10 protein-coding genes are annotated in these 15,165 nt (G+C 36.3%); 5 read left to right on the forward strand and 5 right to left on the reverse strand.

Annotation, left to right across the window (positions count from 1 at the left end; genetic code table 11):
- Position 1: 1 nt before the first annotated feature.
- The 5 genes from CPT03_RS08970 to CPT03_RS08990 all read right to left on the reverse strand — a co-directional run bounded on the left by CPT03_RS08970 (position 2) and on the right by CPT03_RS08990 (position 4,234).
- The gene (locus tag CPT03_RS08970; RefSeq protein ID WP_099438538.1) at positions 2 to 901 is read right to left on the reverse strand and encodes a histone deacetylase; all 900 of its coding nucleotides are present in this window, start codon (positions 899 to 901) and stop codon (positions 2 to 4) included.
- Position 902: 1 nt separating this feature from the next.
- Entirely contained in the window at positions 903 to 1,763 is an 861-nt protein-coding gene (locus CPT03_RS08975) for a bestrophin family protein (protein ID WP_099438539.1), read from the reverse strand.
- Positions 1,764 to 1,784: 21 nt separating this feature from the next.
- Entirely contained in the window at positions 1,785 to 3,071 is a 1,287-nt protein-coding gene (gene kynU / locus CPT03_RS08980; protein ID WP_099438540.1) for a kynureninase, read from the reverse strand.
- 88 nt (positions 3,072 to 3,159) lie between these two features.
- Positions 3,160 to 3,765, reverse strand: coding sequence for a DNA-3-methyladenine glycosylase (locus CPT03_RS08985; protein WP_099438541.1), 606 nt, complete (start codon positions 3,763 to 3,765; stop codon positions 3,160 to 3,162).
- Complete coding sequence (locus CPT03_RS08990; protein WP_099438542.1) at positions 3,758 to 4,234, reverse strand: GAF domain-containing protein; 477 nt, start codon at positions 4,232 to 4,234, stop codon at positions 3,758 to 3,760. The genes CPT03_RS08985 and CPT03_RS08990 overlap by 8 nt, the downstream gene beginning before the upstream one ends.
- A 314-nt stretch (positions 4,235 to 4,548) precedes the next feature.
- On the opposite strand from CPT03_RS08990, the gene CPT03_RS08995 reads away from it, so the two are divergent.
- From CPT03_RS08995 to CPT03_RS09015, 5 genes are all read left to right on the forward strand, one after another.
- On the forward strand, positions 4,549 to 6,717 hold the full coding sequence (locus CPT03_RS08995; protein ID WP_099438543.1) for a S46 family peptidase: 2,169 nt from the start codon (positions 4,549 to 4,551) through the stop codon (positions 6,715 to 6,717).
- Between the two features lie 29 nt (positions 6,718 to 6,746).
- A complete protein-coding gene (locus tag CPT03_RS09000; protein WP_099438544.1) occupies positions 6,747 to 6,998 on the forward strand; it encodes a hypothetical protein in 252 nt (83 codons plus the stop codon).
- A 324-nt stretch (positions 6,999 to 7,322) separates the two neighbouring features.
- Entirely contained in the window at positions 7,323 to 7,889 is a 567-nt protein-coding gene (locus CPT03_RS09005) for a hypothetical protein (RefSeq protein WP_157766388.1), read from the forward strand.
- A gap of 246 nt (positions 7,890 to 8,135) precedes the next feature.
- On the forward strand, positions 8,136 to 8,321 hold the full coding sequence (locus tag CPT03_RS09010; RefSeq protein ID WP_048905110.1) for a hypothetical protein: 186 nt from the start codon (positions 8,136 to 8,138) through the stop codon (positions 8,319 to 8,321).
- Positions 8,322 to 8,561: 240 nt separating this feature from the next.
- A complete protein-coding gene (locus tag CPT03_RS09015) occupies positions 8,562 to 15,155 on the forward strand; it encodes a type I polyketide synthase (protein WP_099438546.1) in 6,594 nt (2,197 codons plus the stop codon).
- Positions 15,156 to 15,165: the final 10 nt, after the last annotated feature.

Here is a 15,165-nt window from a genome sequence, read left to right on the forward strand (position 1 = left end):
ATTATTCAAAAATATCTATACCCACTTTAAATGTGTTGCAATGCGCATCCACTATATCTTTTATATCTGGCGAATATCCTCCGCCCATACTTACCTGAACAGGCAAACTGTTATTCTTGCAAAATTGTAACACCATTCTATCTCTTTCCAGACAAGCCGATTTTGATAATCCCAGCTTCCCAAGGTTATCACTTTTAAGGACATCAACTCCTGACAAGTAAAACACAAAGTCAGGATTATGCTTTAGAAGAAGAGGAAAACATGAATTTAATTTATTTAAATACATTTCATCTTCTGTTCCATCCTGCAATGCTATATCCAAATCAGATTGCTCTTTTCTGAAAGGAAAGTTCTTATCTCCATGCATGGAAAATGTAAATACTCGCGGCTCACCATTAAAAATTTCTGCAGTACCATTTCCTTGATGAACATCTAAATCTATAATTAAGATACGGCTGGCAAAACCATTATTCAGCAAGTAATTGGCGGCTATAGCCTGATCGTTTAACAAACAAAATCCTTCACCCCAATTACTTCCTGCATGATGCGTTCCTCCTGCAACATTAAAAGCTATCCCAAACTGCTTTGCATAAATAGCTCCATCAATGGTTCCCTGTGCAATCCTAATCTCACGCTCTACCAATTGTTCTGTTAATGGAAAGCCAATCCTTCTTTGTTCTTTTGCAGGAAGCGTTAGATTTTTTAATTGCTGCCAATACTCGTTCTCATGAGTCAGCAAAATTACATCCTCACATAATTTATCCGGAGCAAATAAGTTCCTCCTGCTAATAAACCCCTGATGCAGCAATTGTTCGGGGATTAGCTCATACTTAAGCATTGGAAAACGATGCCCCTCTGGTAAAGGATATGCAAATAAAGGATGCCATGCAATCTTAACCATCTTAACGTAATATCTGCTCTACGTGTTTTTCAATGTTATTACAAATCTCATCAACCGGCAAATCATTAGCATCAGATCCAAAAGGGTTTTCAATCTCTTCCGCAATTAACTCCAAACTAGCTAGTACGTATAATATAAATGGCACAATAGGAACCACAAAGTAACCTAAGCTAAAAACCCAGCCAAAAGGCAAGGTAATAACATATATGAAAATGAATTTCTTAATAAAAGCACTATAAGAATATGGAATAGGTGTATTCTTAATTCGCTCACAACCACCACATATATCAGTAAACTGCTGAACATCTGCATTAAGTATAATTAACTGTTCCTGGCTAATTACCCCAGCTGCTTGCAAGTCAAAAACCCTTGACGAAATACTAGCGGCTACCTGATTTGGAATGTGCTTGCCTCCATCAACTTCAATAAGAAAACTGTTTTTACCAAAATATTGCTTCTCTCTCAAATGTTCCTTTAAAGCAAAGGCATATTTTGGAATTCCATATTCAAAAAACTCTAAATGCTCTTTATTTAATTTTAGTGCTTTAATCTTTATTGCAAAATTACGGCTTACATTTGTTAAAGCACCTAAAAACCTTCTACCTTCCCACCATCTATCGTATGAAGTATTTGTTCTAAACACCAACAACATGGAAATTACAAAACCAAGTAAATTGTGCATCATTCCAATATTTTTAACATAAGTAGTTTCAGCCAATTTCAGGTAGTTTAACTCCAGAAATGCAATTATGCCTGAAAATATCGCTACGCTAATCATTAATGGCCACAATTTCCTGATTGTATCAGACTTGTGTGCATGAAAGATAAAAGTGAACCAGTCTTTTGGATTATAATTTATCATAATAAAATCTCTTAAATAGTATTAAACAATACTTTTGGTAATCTGTAATAAAAGTTCGCCTGTGCGAAACACATCTTCAAATGAATTATACAAAGGAACGGGACTCAACCTAATCACATTTGGTTCTCTCCAGTCTCCAAGAACATTATTTGCTACCAATCCCTCAAAAATCTCCTTACCTTTCTGCTTTGCAATAATAGAAACCTGAGCACCACGTTCGTTTTCATTAAAAGGAGTTATAATCTCAAACTGTTCATTATTTAATTTTTTATTTATCTGATCTATAATATAAAACATATAAGAAGTTAAAAATATACTTTTAACCCTTAACGGCTCTACAAACCCTGCTTTTTCGAACACTTGCAATGATGCAAGGTATAACGCCATAGGCATCACCTGAGTGCAACTTACTTGCCATCCATCAGCGCCAATTTCTGGCAAAAAGCCCTTTTCCATTTTAAATCTTTGCTCTTCGTTATAGCCCCACCAACCGGCAAAACGGTTCAGTGTAGTATCTTTAAAATGCTTCTCGTGAACGAAAATACCACTTATTCCTCCTGGCCCTGAATTTTGATATTTATAAGAACACCAGCAAGCAAAATCTATATCCCAATCATGTAGCTCCAAGGGAACATTCCCTGCAGCATGAGCCAAATCAAACCCCACAATAGCTCCAACGGCATGTCCTGCTTTTGTTATGGCTTCCATATCGAACCACTGACCGGTAAAATAATTTACCCCTCCAAACAACACTAAAGCTACTTCATCGCCATATTGTGCAATCTGAGCTTGAACATCTTCCGTTCTTAACGTATGTTCACCTAATCTTGGTGCTACCTCAATAATCGCTTCTTCCGGACTGTAGCCGTGAAAACGAACCTGACTCTCAACTGCATACTGGTCTGACGGAAAGGCACCTGCCTCCATAATAATCTTAAACCTACCTTTAAGAGGCTTATAAAAACTGACCATCAGCAAATGCAAATTAACAGTCAAAGTATTCATAGGGCAAACTTCTTTAGCACTTGCTCCAACCAGTGGACCCATCAGTTTTTTTAACTCCTTGTGATAGAACATCCACGGATTATCCCCTTGAAACCACCCCTCTACAGCCAGGTTATGCCAGCTACTTAATTGTTCATCAACTACTTTACGTACTACTTTAGGTTGTAAACCTAAAGAATTACCACACAGATAAATAAATGGTTTTCCATTTTGTTGCGGAAATAAGAAATCATGCCTAAAACTACTAAGCGGATCTGCCTGATCCAGGCGTTGAGCAAAGGCTAAATTGTTCTCAAAATTCATCGATTCAAATATCAATAAAAAAGGCAGATAATTAAATCACCTGCCTTATTTGTTATCAACAATAGCTATTATATATACTCTAAATATTTTATTTGTTTGGCTTGCTTACAAATTTATTTCCCCGAATGTAGTATCTCCATGGAAACAAAGCATGATCTCCGGCATAATCAACACCAACTCTCGCTGACGAAACAATCTGGTCATCTGGAAAAACACCTCCCTTATCTTCAATCCATATCTCATCACCTAACAGATCTTTTGCATTTAAGCTTTTATCTATCCCCATTGCTTTTGATAGCGCTCCAGGACCTGCAGTAATATTTGGCTTTAATAGCACCATATTCCTCCTGCGTAGCATTATATCTATTCCGTGTACTGGTTCAATACCCCTAATTAAAACAGCGTGAGGAGTTCCTTTTGGAGCTGTAACAACATTAAAAAGATGATGAATACCATAGCACAGGTAAACATAGGACAAACCACCCTCTTCGTATATAACCTGAGTACGATTTGTAAAGCGTCCTCCATATGCATGAGAAGCCTTATCTTCCACTCCTTTATAAGCTTCTGTTTCAACAATGATTCCCCCGGTCAATTCACCATTAAGCTTAGTAAATAACAATTTACCAAGTAACTGAATAGCAAGATCGTTTACATCATGGCTTTGATAAAAAGAGTAAGGCAACTTAGACATTTATAAAACTAATTATTTCCTTTAGATATTTAGCATCAACATTATCAAAATGAGAAAGATATTCACTATCAATATCTAATACACCTATAACTTCATTACCTTTAAAAATAGGTAAAACAATTTCTGATCTTGAAGCTGAGGCACATGCAATATGGCCAGGAAATTCATCAACATCAGGTACCACCAAAATCTCGGCTTGCTGCCATGAAGTACCACAAACGCCTTTACCTTTTTTGATCCTGGTACAGGCCACAGGCCCTTGAAAAGGCCCAAGCACCAATTCATCACCTTTCACCAGATAAAAACCAACCCAAAACCACCTAAACTGTTCTTTTAAAGCTGCCGCGATATTAGCCAGATTAGCAATCTGATCATCTTCGCCAACTATCAGCGCTTTGATTTGGGGAATTAAAGAAAGGTATTGCTCCTCTTTACTAATGTCGGTTACTATGTGTAAATCCTCTGCCATTTTTAATCTATGTAAATGAAATGCAAAAATACGAAATCACGATCAATATTCCCCTGACATCCATATACATCAATGCTGACTGTTGGACTTGTAGTTGTTATATCAGTACTAATGAATCCGCTGTTAGTAGGCTTTCAATCCGCCATGAGTCCACGTTATTTCAAGAAAAAGGTGGACTTAACGTGGACTCACTGTGGACTTATACCAAAGAAATCCCAATTGATGTCTTACACTGATCAATACAGCTATCAATAAGTAAAACAGAATTAAAATCGCTAAATTTGCAATTTTTAACTAACATAGTTACCATAAAGATGAATAAGAAAACCTTAATTATCACTTCACTTCTTACACTAGGAATAATCCAATCGGGTTACAAGCCTTGGGAAGAAGGAATGTTTCCTTTAAGCGAAATCCATAAACTTGATTTGAAAAAAGCAGGTTTAAAAATAGATCAAAATAACATATACAATCCAAAAGGAACCAGCCTGGTAGATGCACTTGTTAATGTTGGCGGATGCACCGGATCGTTTGTTTCAAATGAAGGCTTAATCATCACTAACCACCATTGTGCTTTTAGCGCAGTACAACTTGCCAGCACTGCAGAACATGACTATCTAACAAATGGGTTTGTAGCCAAATCACGTGAACAGGAAATTGAAGCAAAAGGACTAACATGCCGTATAACTGATAGTTATGAAGACGTTTCTGATCGTGTTTTGGGAGCTGTAGCGCAAATAGAAGACCCTGCTTCGCGATTAAAAATGATTAATGATGTAATGAAAAACATTGTTATAGATGCAGAAAAGAAAGACCCAGGTATTAAAGCCGAGGTATCGGAAATGTTTATAGGAAAAACATATGTATTGTTCCGTTACAAAACCATCCAGGACGTTAGACTTGTATATGTACCTAACAGGCAAATAGGTGAATTTGGTGGTGAAACAGATAACTGGGTATGGCCTCGTCACACCGGTGATTTTTCCTTTATGCGTGCTTATGTAGCACCAGATGGCTCTCCAGCTAAATTCTCTAAAGACAACATACCTTACACACCAAAGAAGTTTTTAAAAGTAAATCCTAAAGGAACCAACGAAGATGACTTCGTTTTCATTTTAGGTTATCCCGGCAAAACTTTTCGTCATCGTCCATCTGCATTTATAGAATATCAGGAAAAATTCCTGCTGCCATACGTATCTAACCTTTATGACTTCCAAAACTCAACAATGGAAACTGTTGGCAAAAAAGACAAAACTACTGAGATTAAGCTGGCTACCCGTATAAAAAGAAATGCCAACGTGTTAAAAAACTACAGAGGAAAACTACAAGGGCTAAAAGGGATAGATTTAATTTCAAAAAAGAAAAAGGAAGAGGAAGCCTTAATTCAGTTTATCAACAATAACGTTAATACCAAAGCAAAATACGGAAATCTGATGACCGAAATAGATAATCTTTATAAACTCATCAACTCAGATGCCCAACGAGATCTTTGGCTTACCCAGATTTATAACTCAACAAACCTTTTAACGGTTGCTAAAAACATAAACGCATTCAAAACTGCGCTTAAAGCTCAGCCGGCAGCTCAAAAACAAGAGTACTTCGATCAAAACATTCAAAAGCTTAAGCAAACATTATCAAGCACCTATGAATCGTACGATATAGATGCTGATAAAAAAATATTTAAAAGAATGCTTGAGGATGCCTCTCAGTTTAGTCCGATACAAAAGGTAACTGCCGTTAACAAAGTCACCAGTAAAGGAGCCAACAGTCTGGACGTTATTGATCAATATACTGAGAGTATTTTTGAAGTAACCAAGCTAAAAGAAGTTAATTATGTTTTAAATGTTTTACTACAGTCTCCAAAATCTATATCTGCCTATAACGATGGATTACTCCTGTTTGAAGATGATATTGCAAAACAGATTGATGAGCTAAAACCTGAAAAAGACCGTAGAGATGGGCTTTTAAACAAACTTATGGGCGATTATGTTAACATCAAAGAGAAGTTCTTAAAAAAAGATTTTATTCCTGATGCAAACAGCACCCTTAGATTAACCTATGGTTACGTAAAAGGATACTCACCGGCAGATGCCTCATACATGAGACCATATACCACAATAAAGGGAATAGTCGAAAAAGGCGCAACAGCAAACCCTGATTTCGCATATCCAGAGCAAATCAAAACACTTTGGAATGCAAAAGATTTCGGACCGTACGCAAAGAAAGATCTTAATGATGTACCCGTCTCCTTCCTTTACAACATGGATACAACCGGTGGAAATTCTGGCTCCCCTATAATGAATGCCTACGGTGAGTTAATAGGCGTAAACTTTGACCGCGCATACGGAGCAACAATAAACGACTATGCATGGAACGACAGTTACAGCAGGTCAATTGGCGTTGACATACGTTATGTATTGTGGGTAGCTTCAAAAATTGACAAAGCTGACTTTCTTATTAAAGAAATGGGTGTCAAATTTTAATCTAAAAATTATTATAAAAACTAAAAAACATGAGAGTAATAGCAGAACTTCCACATCCAGAATGCAAGATCACCTTGTTTAACATGAACCAAAAATATATCATCAAATTTGAGCAGGGAACACTTGAGCAAAGCTATAAATTATCGGAACTGGACCTTAGTGGAGGAGGAGCAAACGAGATCTTTCAAATCCTCGATGAAGCTTTTATTACTACCGTAGTTGAACGCTTTAAAAGTATGAGAAGTGATTTTTCTGCCGCATACAACAGGCAGCAGTACTAATGCATGTAAACAAACTTAAATAACTGTAAAACAACAACATTACACCACATACAGAATAATATTCTGAATATTTACTTCATAAAGCACACTAAAATGGGTCTTTAGATAATTAAAAACTTAAGTAAATAACAATTAATAATACTGTATTACAGATAATTAAACAACATAACAATACAATATTCTGCATACTATAATTGCCAAATAAATAGGAAGTTTATTAAAAAAATCAATTTTAACCCCGGTATTCTCCATACGATTTAATTGATGGTATGGAGAATAATTTGAATCTTTGTTCAGATGAAAAATCAAATTAAAGTAATTTATATGAGGACTAAAATTAAGACTTTACTGGCGTCAGCTTTAATAATTACAACTATACTTTTATCTTGTAATAATATTAAAGAGTCCATCGAACGTGATCTTTTCATTACCCCTACCGGAGGGATTTCTTTTACGATACCAAAGATCTCAAGTACAGAATCCGGAGCAGTGATTGGAGACCTTAATGTAAAAAATCTAAATCTTGATTCTTTAATTAATAATGCCTCACCAAGATTTGGGCTGAAGAATGTAAAAACCATTCGAATTAAAGAATTCAACTTAGAGTTTTTAAATGCAGATAGTTTAAACAACATTCAAAATATAGAGAACATAATAGTAAAAATTCAGGCATCTGGACAAACAGTGCAATCAATTGCCACAGCAAACCCATCATCAAATGTGGTGACCTCTAAACTCAGCATTCCAATTACGGCTGGAAACTCAGATATCAGAGCCTTCCTTACCTCCACTTCATTTAGCTATAATCTTTCAGCTAAATTAAGAACTGCTACAACCAAAGAGCTAAAAGCACGTGCTACAGTAACCTACACTATTTCAGTCGGCCTGTAAGGATCAATTATTGATTTTTAAGGAGAAATTAGTATATTTGCAGTAAACGGGGTATCATTATACTATTCTCTTAATATTTACTTGTCAATCAAATCTCTTGATTGGGTTTCAATTCCTCCTGGCTGCTGATCCGTTGTCGCCCGAGAATTAATTAATAGCCGCATTAATAGTAAGCAAAATACACTTACACATTGGCAAACAGTAAAACCAGAGAAGAGTTATTTTTTTAACTAATACATTAAATTTATGGCTAAATCTCAGGCTACCTTCATGAAGAAGCAATTAGAAAAAAACAGACAAAAGAAAAAAGAAGATAAAGAGCAGCGCAAACTTGAACGTCAGCAAAATTCGTCTGGTGGTGATCTTGAAAGCATGATGGCCTATGTTAACGAATGGGGAGAAATTGTATCCACTCCACCAGAGAAAAAATAATTTAGCCTTTAAAAGCTAAAATCTCCAAAAGGATTCTTATTGTTTCAATAAGGATCCTTTTTTTTTGCAGCAACAATTCATAATTACTCTTCCTTGTACCAGGATCTGGAAATAGCTTAATTCAGGTGCTTACTCTTACTTTAGTAAACATATACCGAACAGACAGGAAATGAAAATTAATAAAAAGGAACAACTTTTGCAAGATACATATATCAGATTAACTCATTTAATCACGCTCATATGTTTAAAGACCAAATTTCGAACACTCAGAATGAACTATTAGTTCAACAATCATTTAATACTACAGCTCAGGAATTACCTGAAACCATAGCAGTAGTTTTTAACGAAAAAAAAATTACATATTCTGAATTAAACGAAAGAGCAGAGCATTTATCCAATATTATTTTAAATCAAACACTTGACCAGGAAGTCATAGGAATAAGCGCGACGCGATCAATAGAAATGATTGTTGGATTATTGGCAATCTTGAAAGCTGGAAAAACTTATTTACCATTAGACCCAAGCTATCCTGAAAGCAGGCTATTACAAATTAAAGAAGATTCTGGAGTAAGCACATGCATCTCGTTACAAAATGAATTCAATGTATTTACTTGTCTGGGGCTTAATGTTATAGTTTCTGATAAATTATATCCTGATACTAGCAAAAACAGTGGTTTTCTGCAATCCGAAAATGGATGTATCCTTTATACATCTGGCTCTACAGGTAAACCTAAGGGTGTATGTATTAGTCATAAAAGTTTGAGTAATTTTTTAAAATGGCAAAAAGACCATGCGCTTAATGGTAAAGGTATAAATGCCTTACAGTTTTGCCATCTCAGTTTTGATGCCTCATTTCAAGAAATCTTTGTCCCATTAACTACAGGTGCCACCTTGTATCTTATTAATGATGATTACAGGCTTGACGGCACAAAGCTTTTGGATTTTATTATTTCTAACAACATTAACAAAGCTTTTTTACCTTATGTTACGCTTCAATATTTAGCTGAAGCTGCCACCAAAGAAAAACGATTTCCTGTTAACTTAAAAGAGTTGATAACTGGTGGTGAACTACTTAAAATTACACCAAACATAAGAGAATTCTTTTCATCTATACAAAATTCTACTCTGGTAAATGTATATGGACCAACCGAAACAACCATTTGGGTAACAGAGCTGAAACTCACAGGCAATCCTGATAAGTGGGCATCAATACCCACAATTGGGGAAACAATAGCACAATCATCCATTCATTTTATTGATGAAAAATTAGGCTTCCTTGAAAATGGACAAACTGGAGAAATATGTATTTCGGGACCTTGCTTATCAAATGGATATTTTCATCAGCCAAACCTCACAAATGAGAAATTTGTGGAACTCTCCAACCCAAAACTTGGACAAATTAAAGTATACAGAACAGGAGATCTGGGCAGGCTTTTAGATAATGGAGAAATAGAGTTTAAAGGCCGGATAGATAGTCAAATTAAAATCAGGGGCAACAGGGTTGAATTAGGTGAAATTGAGGTTACCCTAATGAAAGAAGAAAGCGTTAATCAGGCTATAGTAATATTAAGAGAAGATTATCCAGGCAGAAAAGCTCTGGTAGCCTACTTAACAGGAAATAAAACTCCGAGAGACAGTAACAAACTTAGGTACCACATAAGCAAACTCCTTCCTGATTATATGATCCCATCGGCCTTTATTTGGCTCAACGAGCTTCCTAAAACTACAAGTGGCAAAGTAGACAGGAAGGCATTACCAAAACCAGATCTTAAAAGACCCCAACTAAATGTATTGTACAAAAGTCCAAAAACAAAGATTGAAAAGGATATTATAGGCTTGTTTATAGATATATTTCAGTATGATAAAATAGGAATTGAAGACAATTTCTTTGAGCTTGGAGGCAATTCCCTTCTAGCTCAAAAAACGGTGGCCGAACTAAAGTATCAATTCAATTATCATTTACCAATAACCAGATTATACCAATATCCGACTGCAACCGGGATAGCCGAATTTCTTGAAAATAAAGTTCCTAAGCAGTCCACCTTCGTTAAACAAAGTGAACCTGGCAATGATTCGCAAGATATTGCGATAATAGGGATGGCGGGTAGATTTCCAGGCGCAGAAACTATCAATGATTTATGGGATTTACTTACAGAAGGTAAAGAAACAACCAAATTCTTTAGCGACGAAGAACTTGACATTAGCATTCCAGATCATATAAAGAATGATAAAGCGTATGTTAAAGCAAGAGGAGTAATTAACGATGCTGAGAAATTCGATTCTGCCTTTTTCGGAATCAACCCTAAGCTTGCCGATTTAATGGATCCGCAACAAAGAATTTTCCTAGAAATAGCTTGGGAAGTATTGGAAAAAACGGGGCATTTATTCCCAGTTTATTCAAAAAAAATCGCCGTTTATGCAGGTAGTGGCAGCAACACATATTATGTAAACAACTTATTACAATATCCTGATTTAATTGAAAACGTTGGTAACCTGCAGGTACTTACTGTTAACGAAAAGGATTACATTGCTTCGAGAACGGCTTACCATTTAAACCTAAAAGGACAAGCCGTAAGTGTAAACTCTGCTTGTTCAACATCATTACTTGCAGTAGCAGAAGCAGTTAACAGTTTGCGATCAGGCCAATGTGATGCAGCTATTGCAGGAGCTGCAAGTATTACTTCTCCTATTAACAGTGGTCATATTTACCAGGAAGGCAGCATGTTAAGCGTCGATGGCCATTGCTGTCCTTTTGATAATGATGCAACAGGAACTGTATTTAGTGATGGTGCTGGAGTTGTTTTACTTAAAAGGTTAACAGATGCAAAATGTGATGGCGATATTATTTATGGTGTAATCAAAGGAGTTGGTTTAAATAACGATGGAGCAGAAAAAGGAAGCTTTACTGCTCCGAATACTGATGGACAAGCAAATGCAATTAAAGAAGCTATAGCAGACGCTGGTATTAGCCCATCAGAAATCAGCTATATTGAAACACATGGCACTGGCACCCCTATTGGTGATCCTATTGAATTTGATGGATTAGTTAAAGCTTTTGGTCAACAGGATAGAAATCAATTTTGTGCAATAGGATCAGTTAAAAGCAACTTTGGTCACTTAACGCAAGCTGCAGGAGTAACTGGTTTAATTAAAGCTTGTTTGTCCTTGTACTACAAGAAACTACCTGCCTCTCTTGGGTACAAACAAGGAAATAAAAACATCGACTTTCTAAATAGTCCTTTTTATGTTAACAATAATCTGACCGATTGGAACTCTGACACTAAAAGAATTGCGGGTGTAAGCTCATTTGGTGTTGGGGGAACAAATGTACATGTGATTATTGAAGAATATGAAAATTTGGAATCAGTATCATCAACAGGAAGGCCATATGATCTGATTACCTGGTCGGCGAAATCAGAAATTAGCAGAGACCAATATGCATCCTCAATCTCTGATTATATTATAAAGAATAAGAATGTTAATATAGCTGATGTTGCCTACACCCTAAAACAAACCAGAAACGACTTTTCTTATAGAAGATTCGCTGTAGGGAACACCAAAGAATCTTTTATAAACCAACTCGATCAAAATAGAACTAAAGAAGGTAATATAAGTAATCTTAAGGAAGTACCGGAAGAAGTTGTGTTTACATTTCCTGGTCAAGGCGCTCAGTATTTAAATATGGCAGTTGATCTATACAAAGACGAACCACTATTTAGAGAAGCTATATATCGTTGCGCTGAGATACTTAAGCAATATATAGACCTCGACATCAGAGAAGTTATATTTACCAGTTCGCCTAATGCTGAAGCAGAACGGTTATTAAAACAAACCAGATACACGCAACCTGCATTATTTGTAATTGAATATGCATTGGCAAAACTGTGGATGAATTGGGGCATTACTCCTACTTTGTTTTGTGGACATAGTATCGGAGAATACGTTGCAGCACATCTTGCCGGCATATTCTCTTTAGAGGATGGGTTAAAATTAATAGCCGTTAGGGGAGCAATGGTTAATGCCCTTCCCGCAGGTTCTATGTTATCTGTAAGGAGCGAGTCAAATCTAGTAACCAACCTATTAAGTGAAGGATTATCGATCGCAGCAGTAAACAGCCCTAAACTTTGCGTTATAGCAGGGCCACAAGAAGATATTCTGAAATTCAGCCAGCTACTTAATGACAAAGAGATTCCTAACAAATTGCTCTTTACAAGCCATGCTTTTCATTCATCTATGATGGATCCGATAGTTAATGATTTTCAAAAAGTTGTTTCTGGAATCTCACTTTCAACTCCTCAAACACCAATCATCTCTACTGTAACAGGTTCAATTCTAACAGATGAGGAGGCAATAGATCCACAGTATTGGGCAAATCACTTAAGAAACACGGTACAATTTTCTACAGCCATTGATACTGTATTAACTTACAATTCTCCAATTTTTATAGAGGTTGGTCCCGGATCAGTAACCACGACCCTTGTAAGGCAAATTGCTGCACTAAAATCGATTTCCGTAAGAGCAATGCAAAGTCTCGCTAATAACGAGAACGATTATTGCATTATCCTAAATACTTTAGGTCAGCTTTGGAATTATGGCTTGCAACCTAATTGGGATAATTTTTATAAAGATCAGCAAAGATCTTTTCTGGATCTTCCAACTTACAGGTTTGATAGAAAGAGACACTGGATTGATTCCGTAGACATAAACAAAATAATACCTGACAATAATACTAAACCAAACACCAATACTACGCTTGCAATGAAAAAGAATAATCTAGCAGTAAAAATCAGACAAGTATTAGAAGATGCATCTGGAATTGAAATGCGAAATGTTGCTCCTAATCAAAACTTTGTTGAAATAGGATTAGATTCTTTATTGCTTACTCAAATAGCAATCTCCCTTAAAAGAGAGTTTAATTTACCTATTACATTTAGGAAATTAAATGAAGAATATCCAACAATTGATTTATTAACAGATTATATAGATAGAAATACCGTTCAGGATGAACCTGTTCCGGTTCAAAACAACATCCCTATTGCTAATCTAAATAACCAACAAGTTATTTCTCCTGTCTCATTTGTGAACACAAACGAGTACAACAATTCAGCCTTAGGCTTAATTGCACAACAGCTAGAGATTTTATCTAAACAGGTTTTATTGATGAATGGGAATAACCCTACTGTAAATACTGTTGCAGTATCATCAACACTACCAAAGCAACAAGAGGAACCCGAACTAACAATTCAGGAAAAATCAGAAATTCAAAAACCATTTGGAGCAACCCCTAGAATAGAGCGTCAATCTACCGAATTGAATACAGATCAATTAAGCTTTCTTGAAAACTTAATTGAGAGCTACAATCAGAAAACATTTAAAAGTAAAAAATATGCTGAGGAGAGCCGGAATTATATGGCAGACCCAAGAGTTGTTTCAGGCTTTAAACCTTTAACAAAAGAACTTACCTATCCTATTGTGATAAACAGATCAAGCGGTAGCAAAATGTGGGACCTTGATGGCAATGAATATATTGATGTATTAAATGGATTTGGCTCAAACTTACTTGGCTACCAGCCAGAGGTTATCAAAAAAGCCATGCACGATCAAGTTGAAAATGGATATGAGGTGGGTCCGCAGCATGAGCTTGCTGCTGAAGTAAGTAAATTAGTATGTGAGTTTACTGGATTTGACAGATCGGCACTTTGCAGTACTGGCTCTGAGGCAGTATTAGGATGTATAAGAATTGCCAGAACAGTTACCGGGAGATCATTGATTGTTGCCTTTACAGGATCATACCATGGCATTATTGATGAGGTATTGGTTAGAGGAACAAAAAAACTCAAATCGTTTCCAGCAGCAGCCGGCATAATGCCTGAGGCTGTTAAAAACATCCTTGTACTCGATTATGGAACAGATGAAGCACTATCGATAATTAAAGAAAGAGCCGATGAAATTGCCGCAGTGCTCATTGAACCAGTACAGAGCAGGCGCCCTGAATTTGTGCCAATAGATTTTATTAAAGAAGTAAGAAAAATCACCTCTGCAAGTGGCTCAGCTTTAATATTTGATGAGGTGATTACTGGTTTCAGGATGCATCCCGGAGGGGCACAGGCCTTATTTGATGTCCGAGCCGATCTCGCTTCTTATGGCAAGGTGGTTGGGGCAGGAATTCCAATTGGGGTGATTGCAGGTAAAAAGGAATTTATGGACGCACTTGATGGTGGAACCTGGAATTATGGTGATAGTTCATACCCAGAGGTTGGGGTAACTTACTTCGCCGGAACATTTGTTCGTCACCCTTTAGCGTTGGCTTCTGCAAAAGCATCCTTACTATATATGAAAGAGAAAGGTCCCAAATTACAATTGGAGCTAAATGAGAAAGGAGACCACATTGCCAAAACACTTAACAAGGAAATAGAAAAAAGACACCTTCCCTTCTTTGTTGCAAATTACGGGTCATTATGGAAGGTCAAATTTAATGAGGAGATTCCTTATAGCGAGTTGATGTTTACCTTAATGAGGCAAAAGGGCATCCATATACTTGATGGATTCCCTTGCTTTGTAACCGAAGCAACATCAAATAACGACATTGAACAGTTAATTGATTGCTTTATAGAGAGCATGGATGAAATGATTAAGGCTGGCTTCTTTGCAAACACACTTGCCAATGAAACCAGTTTAAAAACGTATTCAAAATTTGGTAAAGGCGAAATCGTCATCAATGCAGATAACCCACCTGTTCTAGGTGCCAGATTGGGAAAGGATATTGAAGGAAATCCGGCATGGTTCATTAAAGATGAACAGAATAAAGATCAATATTTACAAATCCATTTCTAAAACAGCGATT

The organism is Pedobacter ginsengisoli (assembly GCF_002736205.1).
GTDB classification, from domain to species: domain Bacteria; phylum Bacteroidota; class Bacteroidia; order Sphingobacteriales; family Sphingobacteriaceae; genus Pedobacter; species Pedobacter ginsengisoli_A.

Excerpts from the sequence above, each read along its gene's own strand:
- CPT03_RS08995 (WP_099438543.1), top strand. The coding sequence starts at position 4,549 with ATGAATAAGAAAACCTTAATTATCACTTCACTTCTTACACTAGGAATA.
- CPT03_RS09000 (WP_099438544.1), top strand. The coding sequence starts at position 6,747 with ATGAGAGTAATAGCAGAACTTCCACATCCAGAATGCAAGATCACCTTG.
- CPT03_RS08990 (WP_099438542.1), bottom strand. The coding sequence starts at position 4,234 with ATGGCAGAGGATTTACACATAGTAACCGACATTAGTAAAGAGGAGCAA.
- CPT03_RS08985 (WP_099438541.1), bottom strand. The coding sequence starts at position 3,765 with ATGTCTAAGTTGCCTTACTCTTTTTATCAAAGCCATGATGTAAACGAT.
- CPT03_RS09005 (WP_157766388.1), top strand. The coding sequence starts at position 7,323 with ATGAGGACTAAAATTAAGACTTTACTGGCGTCAGCTTTAATAATTACA.
- kynU (WP_099438540.1), bottom strand. The coding sequence starts at position 3,071 with ATGAATTTTGAGAACAATTTAGCCTTTGCTCAACGCCTGGATCAGGCA.
- CPT03_RS09010 (WP_048905110.1), top strand. The coding sequence starts at position 8,136 with ATGGCTAAATCTCAGGCTACCTTCATGAAGAAGCAATTAGAAAAAAAC.
- CPT03_RS08975 (WP_099438539.1), bottom strand. The coding sequence starts at position 1,763 with ATGATAAATTATAATCCAAAAGACTGGTTCACTTTTATCTTTCATGCA.
- CPT03_RS09015 (WP_099438546.1), top strand. The coding sequence starts at position 8,562 with ATGTTTAAAGACCAAATTTCGAACACTCAGAATGAACTATTAGTTCAA.
- CPT03_RS08970 (WP_099438538.1), bottom strand. The coding sequence starts at position 901 with ATGGTTAAGATTGCATGGCATCCTTTATTTGCATATCCTTTACCAGAG.